Below are 14,991 nucleotides of genomic sequence, written 5' to 3'. Positions count from 1 at the left end.
GACAATGCAAGTCCCGTAGGGACGATTCATATTGTTGATTTTGCATTATAACGGAACTGGATTAGAATCCAGCCCTACAATATGGTTTGAACCTACGGCTCTTTTTTATACTTTTAACGAAAACCAAAAAGTACTTCCTAAACCTAAATTACTTTCAACACCAATAACTCCATTTTGTGCTTCAATAAATTCTTTGCTAATTGCCAATCCTAATCCCGTTCCTGATTTTTGACTTCCCGGAATTTGGAAATATTTGTCAAAAACTTTGTCTTTATATCTCGCGTCAATTCCTTTTCCGGTATCGATTACCTGAAAAACAATCTGATCATTTTCTTCTTTTAATTTAATGACAATCGTACTTTTTTCAGACGAATACGTAATCGCATTCGATAGATAATTAATCAAAACCCAGCCTGTTTTTTCACTGTCGGCTTTTACATTTTGAAGATTTTCATCGGCATCAATAATCAGTTTAATTTGCTTTTGATCTGCCTGAACTTTTACAGCTTCAGTGGCATAATTTACAATAGCGTATGGATTACTTTTTTCGATATTCAACTGAATATTTCCGGTTTCTAATTGAGATAAATTAAGCAATTCCCCCGTAATTTTCAATAACCTTTGACTATCATCTTTAATGCTTTCGACCAATTGTTTCTGATCATCATTCATATCACCGGTTTTGGTATTTTGTAGTAATTGAAGACTCAGTTTTATAGACGCAATTGGTGTTTTTAATTCGTGTGAAACCGTTGCAATAAAATTAGTTTTTGCAAAATCAAGTTCTTTAAATAAGGTAATATTTCGCAGAATAATCACATCACCAATATTAATTTCCCTTTCTTCTCCCGTTGGCGTTATAGTGATGTTGATGGTTTCTTTATCAAAATAACTCTCTTTTCCGTGGGCGAAAATCTTCATCGGTTGTTTTTTCTGAGAATCAGTTGCTTCTTCTTTCAAAATCAAAGACCGAATCAAATCATTGGATAAAGCCAATGTCGAAGCCGATTTCCCGATAACATCCTCAGATTTCATTCCGATAATTTTAAGCGCTTCATCATTCACAAATAAAATAACTCCTTCATTGTCCAGTCCAATAATAGGATCGTGCATATTATTGATAAGGGTTTCCAGTCGTTTCTTCTCAAAAAACAATTTGTACAAATTACTATTGTTGTATTCCTGAAGTTTCTGAGCCATTGTATTAAACGATTTGGCAAGATCTCCATATTCGTTATGATTGGTAAAATGGACCCGTTCCGAGTAGTTTTTATTCGCAATTTCTTTAATACTTTGCGTTAACTCCTTAATTGGGTTGGCAATATTGTTGGGTAAATTCACCAGTAAATTAAAAGCAATCAAAAAGCATAAAGTACCTACGATGGCAATCCATAAATTAGCCGTTTCGGCTGTATGTTTGGCAATATCGCTTTTCTGTTTTATGGCATCGAGATTGAGTTTCATGATGGCAAAAATGTCCTGTCTGATTTGCGTTTTTAACGTTTCATTAGAACCGTTTTTTTCTAAAAGAGAAAAGCTTTTTTCCAGGCTGGCCGTAGCTTCTTTTTCTCCGGGTTCAGTAACATTTTGTGTTTGTTTTCCCAGATATTCTTTAAAAGTATGAATCTTTTCATCGGTACTCATTTTAATTTCATCCAAAGACAAAATCATATTTCTAGAATATTCAAGCGTATTATAATTCGCTTTCAGAATATTCTCCGTATCTGCTTTTATCAAAAAAACAGAATATCCGCTCACTAATGAAAGTATGATTATCATTAAAAATAATAATCCAACTCCCAGATTCAATTTAGTTTTAATTCTCATGATGTTTGTTTTAAAAACATTTTATTTTTTTTTGAACAATATAAGTAATATTAGAATTGTTTTTTTTAACCGCAAAGAGCGTTAAGGTTTCGCAAAGCACGCAAAGATTATATTAAAATATATCCTAACGAAAAAAAAACTTTGTGTCTTAGTGTTTTCGTGGCAGACCAAACATCTTAATTAAAATGAACTTATATAACTTATGTGTTTTAGAAAATTTACGATAAAATAACAAGGTCTACATTCGATAAAGACAAGCTGTTTAGCAAGCGTCTGAAAATCGTTGTAGACAAAATTACTTTAAATAAATTCAAATGTGGTTTTCCGATGCAAACAGTTGTAATATGTTTTTCTTCAACAGCCATTAAAATCGCATTGGCAATATTTTTATTTTCTATTTTAATGACTTCTGCACCCAATTGCACTGCCAGTTTAAAATTATTAATCAAATGGCGTTGTTTGTCTAACGCAATTCTAGTGCTGCTTTCTTTAGGCGTTTCTACATACAAAACATACCAACTTCCGTTATAATAACTCGCTAAACGAGCCGCTTTTCGAATTACAATTTTGGCCGTTTTATCATTACTGCCAATACAAGCCAACAATTTTTCATGTCTTAAAGCATGCAAATTAGGCACTTCGCTTTCTACTTTTCGAACCACCTGACTTGCTACTTCTTTCAGAGCCAATTCACGCAATTGTAAAATTTGATCTGATTTAAAAAAGTTGGTCAAAGCCGTCTGAATTTTATCCGAAGTATAAATTTTTCCTTCCTTCAAACGCGCAATCAAATCTTCAGAAGTCAAGTCGATATTAACGACTTCATCCGCCAATCGCAAAACATTATCCGGAATGCGTTCCTGAACATCAATTCCCGTAATGCGTTTTACATCTTCATTCAAACTCTCGATATGCTGGATATTCACAGCCGAAATCACGTTGATTCCCGCTTCGAGAATTTCCAGAACATCCTGCCAGCGTTTTTCGTTTTTGCTTCCTTCAACATTCGTGTGCGCTAATTCATCAACAATTACCACTTCGGGTCTAAGGTTGATAATCGCCTGAACATCGAGTTCCTCGAGTTCTTTGCCTTTATAGAAAATGGTTCGCCTCGGAATTACGGGCAAACCAGATAAAAGTTCATGCGTTTCCTTTCGCATATGCGTTTCGATGTAGCCAATTTTCACATCAATTCCGTTCTTCAATAACGAATGTGCTTCCTGCAACATTCGGTACGTTTTCCCCACACCGGCGCTCATCCCAATATAGACCTTAAACTTTCCTTTTCGTGATTTCTGAATTAAATCGAGAAAGTGCTGTGCGTTATTTTCTTTTTCCTGTTCCATATGTTTGTGTGAAGGTGCTAAGTCACAAAGTTTTTTTGAATAATTTAAACCATTAAGATATTAAGTTAATAAAGGCAAAGCTTAATTTTCTCAATAGAAGCTCATAAAGACAAGCTTAATTTCCTTAATATCTTAATGGTAAAATCAATTTTTAATGTTAAAAAGAAATCGCCAACGAAGTCGTTACAAAAGTATTTGTATCGGTTGGAACGTTATCTTTTGTAAAAATCTGATCTTTACTCGAAAGATTTCTTGCTTCTAATCTAAATGTTACATTATCAGTAACTAAGTAATCAAAGTTAGCCGAAAATCCGTAAGTTTTAAAACCGTTTGGTGTTTCAGTTGCGATAATTACACCTTTTTCATCACTATAATATTCGCCACGAGCGGCAAGCTGAATTTTATCAGTTGGTTTGTATTGCAGAATCAAAACAGGCGAAAACCAAGTATCGTATTTATTACTGTTTTTAGCCGCTTGTTGCGATCCAACATCAAAACCAGCTGTAACATTTGTTTTATCCGTTAGTTTAAATTGTCCGTAGAAATTATTAAAATAACGCCATTTTTTGTCAATATCCGGTTGTTCATTTCCAATATAAGTGCTCCAGTTCAAAACCACTTTATCTGATGGTTTATATGTAATCTGCGTTCCAAAAGCAGGCGTTTGATTTCCTTTTACTTTCTCGATGCGTTGCCATCCGTTTAAATACATTCCGGCCAAATACCATTTTCCAGATTCAGATGTGTAACCAATTTTGACTCCCGTTTCATAATAAGGCGAGTTTTCAGCCAAAATGCTTCGGGTCAAAGTCTGGCAATCTTTTCCAATTGCACTTTCAAAACCTATATGTGCCGGCATAATTCCCGCATCGATCCACAAATTATGGCTTTGCGAAATCTTCACGCCCACATTTGCCTCATAGATATTTTTCAACAAACCTTGTTCGGCCGCCATGTTATATTCGGCGTAAGTTCCGGCCATTAAGGCAAAATTTCCACGAATATTCTCTTTCGAATAATTCACTTTTGCCAAACCTAAATTAATATTCACTTCATTACTTTTATTAAAATTGTAAAAAAAGCTCGGGCGTGTATGATCTTCCGGTTTCCCAAAATCATAGCTATAATAAGTCTCTACATATCCCGAAAACGTAAACGGACTTTTTGTTTTTTCCTGCGCATGTAAATTGGTCAAACCAAAGGCAATTAAAGCGGTAAGTATTATTTTTTTCATTTTGCTAGTGTGGTATTCAAACCCGAAAGGGTCAATTAATTATTAGTAGATTTTTTAGGAGCTAATCTAGCACCCGAGTCTGAAAGTGCGAATTGGCGAAGCAATCCGTTTCAATCTTTTGTGCCTCCAGATAGCTATCGGGGCTAGGACATTTGGGGTAAAAAAGGGCAATGATTATCCTAACAGGTTTTCAAAACCTGTTAGGTATTTAATTCTAAGTTTCAGTTCACGCTCTGTTTGTAGAAAAACTCAGAACTTTAATAAGAGAAAATCTTTGTCAAATCCGACAGGTTTTTAAAACCTGTTGGGTTTAAAAATGTATTACTTCAATTGATCCAAAGCCACATTCAATTCCAATACATTAACTGTTTCAGGTCCCATAACAGCCGTATTAATATTCGCTTCAACCAAAGCTTTTACTTTAGCGTCATCCAATTTTCTTTCTTTGGCAACACGTTTCACCTGAATCAAAGCACCTTGTGGAGAAATATTAGGATCCAATCCACTTCCTGAAGCCGTTACCATATCGGCAGGAATTTCAGATTTTTTCAAATATGGGTGAACAACTAAAAACGTATCAATTCTTTTTTGAACCAAAGCCAAGTATTCAGCATTGCTTGGTCCTTTGTTACTTCCGGCACTTCCGGCCGCGTTATAATCAACAGCCGAAGGTCTTCCCCAGAAATAATTTGACTTATCGAATTTCTGACCTATTTTTTGGTAACCAACCACTTTTCCGTTAACCGAAATAGTTTCTCCTTTTCCGTGATTAGGAGCAAATTGTGCAATTCCATAAATCGCAAGAGGATAAATAACTGCAAACAGGATTACGGTAAGCAGTGTAAGTTTTAATAGTGAAAATATTGTTTTCATTTCTTTTATTTTTAAGGTTCTGAGTTGCTAAGTTTCTAAGAGGCTAAGAAAAAAATCACAATCTTAGCAACTTAGCGTCTGAGTAACTTTTATTTACATAAATAAGGCTACGAGTAAATCAATTAATTTAATTCCGATAAAAGGGACAATCAATCCGCCTAAACCATAAATCAACAGATTTCTTTTTAGGATCGCACTTGCACCAATTGGTTTATAATCTACACCTCTCAACGCTAACGGAATCAATATCGGAATGATGATCGCATTAAAAATTACAGCTGATAAAATCGCACTTTCAGGACTATGCAAACGCATGATATTCAATCCTTCAAGCGCAGGAATCGCAGTAATAAAAAGAGCAGGAACAATAGCAAAATATTTCGCAACGTCATTTGCAATAGAAAAAGTAGTTAAAGTACCCCGAGTCATTAAAAGCTGTTTTCCAATTTCGATAATCTCAATTAGTTTCGTTGGATCATTGTCAAGATCGACCATATTTCCGGCTTCCTTCGCAGCCTGAGTTCCGCTGTTCATGGCAACACCCACATTGGCTTGCGCAAGGGCGGGAGCATCGTTTGTTCCATCACCCATCATGGCAACAAGTTTACCCAGGTTTTGTTCATTTTTGATGTAATTCATTTTATCCTCAGGTTTCGCTTCGGCAATAAAATCATCAACACCGGCAGCTTCTGCGATAAATTTCGCCGTAAGGGGATTATCTCCGGTAACCATCACCGTTTTTACACCCATTTTTCTCAAACGGTCAAAACGTTCTTTCATTCCGGTTTTAATGATATCCTGCAATTCGATAACACCTTGAACCTGATCGTTTTTAATTACAACCAATGGCGTTCCTCCTTTAGATGAAATATCAATTACTTTTTGAGCAGTATCTTCAGGGAAACTATTTCCAGCTTGTTTTGCAATATTCTTGGCAGCATCCTGAGCCCCTTTTCTAATATTAGTTCCGTCTTTTAAAATAACTCCGGAAGTTCTGGTTTCAGCGGTAAATTTGATTAAAGTAGCACCTTCAATTGATAATTTATTGGCAGTTTCGGCACCTGCCAGTTCCACGATACTTTTCCCTTCCGGAGTGTCATCTGCTAGTGAACTTAACACAGCAGACTTTATAAAATCTTCTTCAGTAACACCTTTTGCAGGATAAAAATTTGTTGCTTTTCGGTTTCCAATTGTGATTGTTCCGGTTTTGTCTAAAAGCAATACGTCAATATCTCCGGCAGTTTCAACCGCTTTTCCTGATTTTGTAATTACATTGGCACGCAACGCTCTGTCCATTCCCGCAATACCAATTGCTGATAACAAGCCTCCAATTGTCGTTGGAATCAAACAAACGAATAGTGCAATAAAAGCCGCAATCGTGATGGGTGCATTTGCATAGTCGGCAAACGGTTTTAGCGTAACGCACACAATCACGAATATTAAAGTAAATGCGGCTAATAAAATGGTTAGGGCAATTTCGTTTGGTGTTTTCTGACGGCTTGCACCTTCAACCAAAGCAATCATTTTGTCCAAAAAGCTTTCGCCAGGTTCAGAGGTTACGATTACTTTAATCTTATCAGATAATACTTTTGTTCCTCCGGTTACTGATGATTTATCACCACCAGCTTCCCTGATTACCGGAGCACTTTCTCCGGTAATGGCACTTTCGTCAATCGTGGCTAAACCTTCGATAATTTCACCATCAGTTGCAATTAAATCACCTGATTCGCAAACGAAAATATCTCCTTTTTTCAATTCAGATGAACTGATATTTTTAATTTCTCCGTTAGGCAAAATTTGTCTTGCCGGAGTTTCTTCACGTGTTTTTCTTAAACTATCCGCTTGTGCTTTTCCTCTTGCTTCGGCAATAGCTTCGGCGAAATTGGCAAACAAAAGTGTTGCAAGTAAAATTAAAAACACAATTAAATTATAAGTAAAGCTACCTTGGTCAGTTGCTCCCATTAATATAGAAACGCAAACAGCAAACATAATGGCAGTTCCTATTTCTACGGTAAACATTACCGGATTTTTGATCATCATTTTTGGATTGAGCTTCACAAAAGATTGCGCTAAGGCTTCTTTTACCTGTTTGCTTTCAAACAATGAATTGGATTTATTAGTTGTCATTTTTCTTTTATATTATTTTAAAGTAAAATATTCTGCCAATGGACCTAAAGCCAACGCTGGGAAGAATGATAAAGCGGCAATGATTGCGATTACGGCAAAAACCATTATTCCAAAAATAGAAGTGTCGGTTTTTAAAGTTCCTGCACTTTCGGGAATGTATTTTTTATTCGCCAATAATCCTGCAATTGCCAATGGCCCAACGATAGGAATGAAACGACTCAATAGCAACACAATTCCTGTAGTGATGTTCCAAAACGGATTGTTATCTCCCAAGCCTTCAAAACCAGAACCATTATTGGCAGCGCTCGAAGTATATTCATATAACATTTCAGAGAATCCGTGATGTCCGGGATTGTTCAGCCAGCCTGTTGCGTTTCCGCTAAACCAGTAACCCATTGCAGTGTCGTTTGCAGCAAAATAAGAAGCTAAAGCGGTACCTGATAATATTAATAAAGGGTGAAGGATTGCGATAAAAGCAGCAATTTTAACTTCCCGCGCTTCGATTTTCTTTCCTAAAAATTCAGGAGTTCGACCCACCATTAATCCGGAAATAAATACAGCCAGAATAATGAAAATGTAGAAGTTTAGAATACCAACACCACAACCGCCATAAAACGCATTGACCATCATGGCAAGCAATTCCATTGCTCCGGAAACCGGCATTGAACTATCGTGCATACTATTTACAGAACCTGTAGAAATTACAGTTGTGGCAATGCTCCAGAAACCTGAAATCGCAGGTCCAAACCGAACCTCTTTTCCTTCCATTGCTCCGGTTCTTTGAGCAATTCCCATTTTCTCAATAGCCGGATTTCCGTTTATTTCACTCACTACTGTTGGAATAACAAGTAATAAGAAACCAATTGTCATTACCCCGAAAATTACATAGGATAATTTCTTTTTCTTTAGATAAAAACCTAAAGCAAAAATCATCGCAAACGGAACAATTAATTGTGACCAAAGTTCCACAGCATTGGTAAAATAAGTTGGGTTTTCTAACGGATGCGCTGAGTTGGCTCCAAAAAATCCACCACCATTTGTGCCTAAATGTTTAATGGCTATAAAAGCAGCAGCAGGTCCGCGGGAAACTTCTACGTGATCACCTTGTAAAGTGGTAATAGCATCTTTACTGTCAAAATCCATCGGGGTACCGCTGAATGCTAAAATAGTAGCAACAATTACTGAAAGTGGTAATAATATACGTGTACAGCTTTTAATGAAATAATTATAGAAATTCCCTAATTTATCTGTAGTTCTCTCTTTCATTGCAGTAAAAATCATCGCAGCAGCAGCCATACCGACACCAGCAGAAACAAATTGCAAGAACATTAAGAACATTTGTGATAGGTAAGAAACTCCGCTTTCACCTGAATAATGCTGTAAGTTACAATTGACAACAAACGAAATGGCGGTATTAAAAGCCAAATCCGGTGACATTGACGGGTTGTTATCAGGATTTAAAAACAACGATCCCTGAAATAATAAAACAAAAAAGCAAAGAAAGAACCAAATCATGTTGATACTTAAAAGAGCTTTTAAGTGTTGTTTCCAGTTCATTTCTTCAGTGGAATTAATACCGCTGATTTTAAAAATAAATTTTTCAATTGGATTGAAAATCGGATCAAACAATGTTTTATCTCCCAAATAAACTTTAGCAATATATTTTCCTAACGGAATGGCTAAAATTATCGAAACGATAAAAATACTGATGACGCCTAGTAATTCTGTGTTCATAATATGTGAGTTTTTGTAAAATGCAAAATGTGATTTGTAAATAATTAGGATGTAAGACATCTAATACTTCACATCTGATTTTTTACATGATTTAAAATTTTTCAGGTTTAATTAATACATAAACCAAATAGCCAAAAACGACGATGGAAACAATAAATAGTGCAGTCATGATTTAGATTTTTTCAAAAAATTCAACTGATTTAAAACAAATCGCAAACAACACAACGGCCAATGCGAGTAAAAGAAAAGTGATTAACATATAGAGATGGTTTTAGATTTTAGAGTTCAGATTTTAGATTTAAAACTTTTAGCGATTAACCGAATAAACAATTAACCGATTAAACTTTTTTATACGCCCGAAGTATTAACTTGCTTGATATACTCCGCTTTTAGCGTTTGAGGAAAAAGGTGCGAGATATTACAGTGACGAACCTCCATAAATGAAGAAACCGAGAAAACGTACACATTAGAAATGGCGTTTTTAGTTTCGATACTTCCGTTAATAAAAAGGCGTTCAGCAAGTGCAAGACATTTTTTTGCACGGACGATGTTACCGGAAATAATAGATTTTTTGGTAATATCAGCAAAACGTTCCGCTTGTTTGTAGATTGAAGTGACTTGATTTTTCATGAGATGAATTTTTATGTTCTTCCCACTAATGCCAAAAGTCAGACCGAAAAAGAGATATAATAGGCAAAGCGCTGCCAATAAAAGGATTGCACGTTCGTGCCAAAAATCAGGCATAAAAAAAGCCTATCAAAATGATAAGCTTTTATTGAAATGATAAGATGATTTTAATTATTAATCGTTAATGGTAATATCGAGATTTGGAATCTATTGAAATTGAAATTTGATTTTTGCAATTTTTATTGAATGCTATATTCCTCCAATTTTCGATACAAAGTAGCAATACCAATCTCTAGTAAACGAGCAGTTTCGGCTTTATTACCTTTCGTATAATTTAAAACTTTCTGAATATGTAATTTTTCGACACTTTGCATCGAGAATGCTGACATTGATTTGGTTGGTTTTTCAGGTTGATGTTGCATTTCATAAGGCAAAACATCAGCAGTCAAAATATCTCCGTTACTCAAAATTACAGATCTCTCGATAATATTTTTAAGTTCACGAATGTTTCCCGGCCAGGAATAATTTTCTAATTTCTGAAGAAAATCATCAGAAATATTTAAAGTCTTTTTATTCGTTTTTTCAGAAAATTGTTGAACGAAATATTGAGTTATCGGAGCAATATCTTTAATTCTTTCCCTTAACGGAGGAAGTTTTATTTCGAAAATATTCAAACGAAAGTACAAGTCAGACCGAAAACGGTGTTCATCACTTTCTGTTTTCAAATCCCTGTTTGTTGCAGCAATCAATCTGAAATTTGATTTTTTGGGAGTCGTATCTCCAACGGGAATATATTCGCTGGTTTCTAAAACACGTAATAATTTGGCTTGCAATTCAATTGGCATTTCTCCAATTTCATCCAGAAACAAAGTTCCGCCATTGGCTTCTTCAATAAAACCCTTTTTATCTTTTAAGGCTCCGGTAAAAGCACCTTGTTTATGTCCAAAAAGTTCACTTTCTAAAATTTCCTTGCTAAAAGTACTGCAGTTTAAAGCCACGAACGATTTACCAACACGATTACTATTTTCATGAATTGCTTGTGCAAAAACCTCTTTTCCGGTTCCGGTTTCTCCGGTAAGCAAAACGGTAGAATCGGTTTTGGCTACTTTTTTGGCAAGATCAATAACCTGTTCAATCCCTTTGGATTTTCCTATAATGGTATTAAAAGAATATTTATCTCCAATACGTTTTTCAAGTTGTTTGACCTTTTTCTGCAAATGTGCTTTTTCGACTGCTTTGTACAAAAGCGGAATAATTTTGTCATTATCATCACCTTTTACAATATAATCAAAAGCGCCATTTTTCATGGCCTGAACCCCATCCGGAATATTTCCGAAAGCAGTTAACAGAATAACTTCAATCAAAGGAAAACTTCCTTTTATGTTTTGCAGAAAATCAACACCATTTCCGTCAGGCAGTTTTACATCACATAAAACAACATCAATCTCAGTTTGTTCCAGTTTCTTAAAACCTGATTTAAGATCTTTGGCTTCAAAAACTTCAAATCCTTCTGATTTTATAATACGCGCCAACAGACTTCTCAGTTTTTCTTCGTCGTCTATAATTAAAATTTTATGTGTCATTTGAGGAAAATTCTAGAATAGAAATTTATTTTTGAGATACAAATTTAGAACTTAAATCAGTTCTCTTTTTTGATTCATCAGAAATTCTTTCGAAATTTTCAAAATCATTACATTAATCCTCACCATGATCAATTTAGTAAAAGAAACGTATCTTTAAAATCTCTAAATCAGTCCTCTCAAATGAAAATACCACAATCAATAACAAAACCAATTCTAGTAGCAGCCTTACTCATAATTAATGGAGTGTTTTTCTCTTCAGCAAATAATATCAGTAAAACAATAGATCCTCCCAAATCGAATTTAATTTCATTTAAAATCAAATTAAAATCAGCCCAAAAAGTAAAAATCGAAACAGCACCTTTAAAGTATGATAAACATTTAGCCTATAGTTTTACGCTTGATGATGGTTATCGATCTGCTTACCTAACCGCTTTTCCTTTATTAAATGGAGGAAAAATAAGTGCTCGCGCAATAAGCGAATGGAAAAACGACCAAGGCGGAGACGGAACAAACTCAAAAGGACTTTTTTATTCAGACGGTTTAGGAAATAAAATCCCTTTCAAATTAGCTTTAGCCATAAACGGAGGAGCAATTGGCGATGCACCACAAAATAGAGGACATCTCTCCTGGGATGAGGTAAAAGAAATGTACCATGCAGGTTGGGATATTTTAAATCACGGTTTTCATCACGCAACCAAGCACGGAACAAATTTCCTGACCGAAGTAACAGAAAATACAACATCTATACAGAAAAACTTAGGATTTACCATGTCGCAATTTGTAGTTCCAGGCGGAGAAAGTGATCCCGGCTATCAGTTAGAATACGAAAGAGACGCCCTTGCCAATGGTTCTTTTTCCGTTGCGTCCTATGTAGGAGCAGGGCCGGTTATCAAAGTAGATCAAAAAGTAAATCTCGACAAAATGATTTATGCCCGAACTTTTGTGCAAAGTTCAAAAGACACAATTACTTTCAAAACCATGGATCGCTTTTTAGCAACGTTCGATTCAGTGGCAAAATTACCCAACCCAATTTGGTACAACGAATTTACACACGGAGTAGGGAATGGCGATCTCTGGAATTTAAGCATGCGTTTTCCCGATTTCAAATATTACATGACAACAATCGCAAAGAAATACGGTTCAACCGGAAATGATTCCATCTGGATGGCACCTTGGCAAGAAGTATACGAGTATATTTGGTTGCGGGATAAAGTCAAAATCAATTATGAGCAAAAAGATAAAGAAGTTTTAGTTACAATTGAACTTCCTGAAATTCCCGAAACATTTAGATATCGCTCTATTTCATTAATAGTAGATACAAAGTCAAAATTCGAAATAGAATCAAAAGAATCCAATATTGCCATTTCCAGCGATGGTAAAACAACACATAAACTCATTAACCTTCAATTCAATCCATAATATTTGTAGGTACAAATATTATAATTCTATTAACACGAAAGAATTTAGGCTTTGTCGTAAATGAATTAATTTTGCATAAAAGCTACATTATATATGAAAGACCCAATTTCAATCTCGATATTAGAATTAGCTATCATCACACAAGATAGCAATGCACCCGAAACATTTCAAAAAACAAAAGAAATAGCCCAACTAGCAGACAACTTGGGTTATAAGCGTTTTTGGCTCGCCGAACATCACAATATGGCGCATGTTGCCAGTTCTGCAACCGTAGTCTTAATTGGTTACATCGCCAGTCAAACAAAAGACATACGAGTAGGTTCAGGCGGAATCATGTTACCCAATCACTCTCCTTTAATAGTAGCCGAGCAATTCGGAACCTTGGAAACACTTTATCCAAATAGAATTGATTTAGGATTAGGACGAGCACCGGGAACAGATCAGCCAACTGCCGAAGCCATCCGAAAAGACTTTTTTGAGCAAGCACAACGTTTTCCTCAAAACGTCACCAAACTTCAGGATTACTTTTCAGCCGAAAATGCTACAGCAAAGGTAAGAGCCTTTCCAGCCGAAGGAACCAATGTTCCAATCTGGATTCTGGGTTCAAGCATGGATAGTGCCGCCCTTGCCGCAGCTTACGGATTACCGTATGCATTTGCAGGACATTTTGCACCACGCCAAATGATACAGGCCTTTGAGTTTTACCGCGAAAATTTTCAGCCATCATCCGTTTTAGATAAACCAAAAACAATGGCCTGTGTCAATATTATTGCCGCCGATACAAACGAAGAAGCCGAAAAACTATCTACAAGTTTATATCAAATGTTTCTTAACCTAATTAGAAACGACCGCAAAGGTTTACAACCGCCCGTAGATTCACTAGACGATATTATGAGCGAAGAAGAACGTTTTCATGTCAATCAAATGACCGCATGTACCTTTACAGGAAACAAAGAACAGCTAATAACAGATCTTAAAAAGTTCATCGACTATGCACGCGTAGATGAGCTAATGGCAACAAGCCCAATTTTCGATCACCAAGCAAAGCTCAAAAGCATTCACATTACAAAAGAAGTAATAGATGGCATAAACAATATATAAGGACAGTTTTGCCTATCCTATATATAAGGTAAGATTTCAACCCCCAAACCCGACAGTTTTAAAAGCTGTCGGGTTTATTTTTTTTATACATCATATATAAGAGCAACTATTGTCCGGCTGAGCGAAGTCGAAGCCTTTGGAATTTGGAATTTGGAGTTTGGAGTTTGGAGTTTGGAGTTTGGAGTTTGAAAAAATTTGGAATTTAGTTTTAAGAAGCAGGAGCTATTTCCCGCTATCCACTCCAATCTTTTGTGCTGAACCCCGGCACAAAAGGATTTCCACTACTATCGGGGCTAGGGGAGCAGCTTTCAAAAGAACATTTGAGATAAAAGAAAAGAAAAAACCGTCCAAAAAATCAAAACTTAGCGCCTTTGCGTCTTTGCGCGAAACCCAAACGACCAATAAAACCCAGCTTTGTGTCTTATTGAGATTGGTCTGAATCCAGAAAAAGCAAACAAAACCAATTCTTCGCGCCTTAGCGTCTTCGTGGCAAAACCACCCAAAACAGCCAAAAACCAGCAAAACCATCTAAAACTTCACAAGGATCAAAAAAACTTTGTATTGTAAAAAACACCAAACCAGTAACTTATAAAAAAGATTGAAAATAGTTTAAAAAAACTATTGTTTAACTGAATAAACTACCTACTTTTGCACCCGCAACAACGATAGACGTTCACTGAAATACTGACAAGCCAACGAAATCAAAACGAAAATTTATTTTCAAAAAAAGATTCGGAAAAGCTTGTGGGTAAAGAAAGAAAGTTTTAAGTTTGCACCCGCTTTGAGAAACAAGCGAAAGAAAAGAAACACACGTTCGTAGACATATTGAATTGACAGCCGTTTTAACAGAGATGTTAGAACAAAAGAATAAGAGTAATGGAATCGAGAGATTTGAAAAGAACCGATAGATAACATCGCAATATAATATTAAAAATATACGATGAAGAGTTTGATCCTGGCTCAGGATGAACGCTAGCGGCAGGCTTAACACATGCAAGTCGAGGGGTATAGTTCTTCGGAGCTAGAGACCGGCGCACGGGTGCGTAACGCGTATGCAATCTACCTTTTACAGAGGGATAGCCCAGAGAAATTTGGATTAATACCTCATAGTATAGCAGTT

At 35.8% G+C, this 14,991-nt stretch carries 11 protein-coding genes and 1 rRNA gene; 3 read left to right on the top strand and 9 right to left on the bottom strand.

Going from position 1 to position 14,991, the window contains the following annotated elements; genetic code table 11:
* Positions 1–105: 105 nt before the first annotated feature.
* The 9 genes from FLACOL7796_RS02580 to FLACOL7796_RS02540 all read right to left on the bottom strand — a co-directional run bounded on the left by FLACOL7796_RS02580 (position 106) and on the right by FLACOL7796_RS02540 (position 11,351).
* The gene (locus tag FLACOL7796_RS02580) at positions 106–1,827 is read right to left on the bottom strand and encodes a sensor histidine kinase (protein ID WP_173969271.1); all 1,722 of its coding nucleotides are present in this window, start codon (positions 1,825–1,827) and stop codon (positions 106–108) included.
* 218 nt (positions 1,828–2,045) lie between these two features.
* On the bottom strand, positions 2,046–3,173 hold the full coding sequence (locus FLACOL7796_RS02575; protein ID WP_173969270.1) for a sensor protein KdpD: 1,128 nt from the start codon (positions 3,171–3,173) through the stop codon (positions 2,046–2,048).
* Between the two features lie 157 nt (positions 3,174–3,330).
* Positions 3,331–4,407 carry a porin gene (locus FLACOL7796_RS02570; protein ID WP_173969269.1) on the bottom strand — a complete coding sequence of 359 codons (1,077 nt, stop codon included), beginning with the start codon at positions 4,405–4,407 and terminating at the stop codon, positions 3,331–3,333.
* Between the two features lie 321 nt (positions 4,408–4,728).
* Complete coding sequence (locus FLACOL7796_RS02565; protein WP_173969268.1) at positions 4,729–5,280, bottom strand: K(+)-transporting ATPase subunit C; 552 nt, start codon at positions 5,278–5,280, stop codon at positions 4,729–4,731.
* Positions 5,281–5,373: 93 nt separating this feature from the next.
* A complete protein-coding gene (gene kdpB, locus FLACOL7796_RS02560; protein ID WP_173969267.1) occupies positions 5,374–7,407 on the bottom strand; it encodes a potassium-transporting ATPase subunit KdpB in 2,034 nt (677 codons plus the stop codon).
* Positions 7,408–7,419: 12 nt separating this feature from the next.
* Positions 7,420–9,141, bottom strand: coding sequence for a potassium-transporting ATPase subunit KdpA (gene kdpA, locus FLACOL7796_RS02555; protein WP_173969266.1), 1,722 nt, complete (start codon positions 9,139–9,141; stop codon positions 7,420–7,422).
* Positions 9,142–9,232: 91 nt separating this feature from the next.
* A complete protein-coding gene (gene kdpF / locus FLACOL7796_RS02550; RefSeq protein ID WP_082421266.1) occupies positions 9,233–9,310 on the bottom strand; it encodes a K(+)-transporting ATPase subunit F in 78 nt (25 codons plus the stop codon).
* 179 nt (positions 9,311–9,489) lie between these two features.
* Positions 9,490–9,771 carry a DUF7674 family protein gene (locus tag FLACOL7796_RS02545; RefSeq protein ID WP_055094560.1) on the bottom strand — a complete coding sequence of 94 codons (282 nt, stop codon included), beginning with the start codon at positions 9,769–9,771 and terminating at the stop codon, positions 9,490–9,492.
* Positions 9,772–10,007: 236 nt separating this feature from the next.
* Positions 10,008–11,351, bottom strand: coding sequence for a sigma-54-dependent transcriptional regulator (locus FLACOL7796_RS02540; RefSeq protein WP_083694351.1), 1,344 nt, complete (start codon positions 11,349–11,351; stop codon positions 10,008–10,010).
* A gap of 180 nt (positions 11,352–11,531) precedes the next feature.
* On the opposite strand from FLACOL7796_RS02540, the gene FLACOL7796_RS02535 reads away from it, so the two are divergent.
* The 3 genes from FLACOL7796_RS02535 to FLACOL7796_RS02525 form a co-directional block, all read left to right on the top strand.
* A complete protein-coding gene (locus tag FLACOL7796_RS02535) occupies positions 11,532–12,770 on the top strand; it encodes a polysaccharide deacetylase family protein (RefSeq protein ID WP_173969265.1) in 1,239 nt (412 codons plus the stop codon).
* A 93-nt stretch (positions 12,771–12,863) separates the two neighbouring features.
* Positions 12,864–13,871: an LLM class flavin-dependent oxidoreductase gene (locus FLACOL7796_RS02530; protein WP_173969264.1), complete on the top strand. Its 1,008-nt coding sequence runs from the start codon at positions 12,864–12,866 to the stop codon at positions 13,869–13,871.
* 937 nt (positions 13,872–14,808) lie between these two features.
* Positions 14,809–14,991, top strand: a 16S ribosomal RNA gene (locus tag FLACOL7796_RS02525); the annotation flags it as partial.

Source organism: Flavobacterium bizetiae (assembly GCF_902804475.1).
Taxonomy (GTDB): Bacteria; Bacteroidota; Bacteroidia; order Flavobacteriales; family Flavobacteriaceae; genus Flavobacterium; species Flavobacterium bizetiae.
This window is presented reverse-complemented; position numbering and strand designations above follow the sequence as displayed.

Bases quoted from the DNA above. Each gene is read 5' to 3' on its own strand.
- FLACOL7796_RS02540 (WP_083694351.1), bottom strand. From the start codon at position 11,351: ATGACACATAAAATTTTAATTATAGACGACGAAGAAAAACTGAGAAGT.
- kdpB (WP_173969267.1), bottom strand. From the start codon at position 7,407: ATGACAACTAATAAATCCAATTCATTGTTTGAAAGCAAACAGGTAAAA.
- FLACOL7796_RS02580 (WP_173969271.1), bottom strand. From the start codon at position 1,827: ATGAGAATTAAAACTAAATTGAATCTGGGAGTTGGATTATTATTTTTA.
- FLACOL7796_RS02535 (WP_173969265.1), top strand. From the start codon at position 11,532: ATGAAAATACCACAATCAATAACAAAACCAATTCTAGTAGCAGCCTTA.
- FLACOL7796_RS02575 (WP_173969270.1), bottom strand. From the start codon at position 3,173: ATGGAACAGGAAAAAGAAAATAACGCACAGCACTTTCTCGATTTAATT.
- FLACOL7796_RS02545 (WP_055094560.1), bottom strand. From the start codon at position 9,771: ATGAAAAATCAAGTCACTTCAATCTACAAACAAGCGGAACGTTTTGCT.
- FLACOL7796_RS02530 (WP_173969264.1), top strand. From the start codon at position 12,864: ATGAAAGACCCAATTTCAATCTCGATATTAGAATTAGCTATCATCACA.
- kdpF (WP_082421266.1), bottom strand. From the start codon at position 9,310: ATGACTGCACTATTTATTGTTTCCATCGTCGTTTTTGGCTATTTGGTT.
- kdpA (WP_173969266.1), bottom strand. From the start codon at position 9,141: ATGAACACAGAATTACTAGGCGTCATCAGTATTTTTATCGTTTCGATA.
- FLACOL7796_RS02565 (WP_173969268.1), bottom strand. From the start codon at position 5,280: ATGAAAACAATATTTTCACTATTAAAACTTACACTGCTTACCGTAATC.
- FLACOL7796_RS02570 (WP_173969269.1), bottom strand. From the start codon at position 4,407: ATGAAAAAAATAATACTTACCGCTTTAATTGCCTTTGGTTTGACCAAT.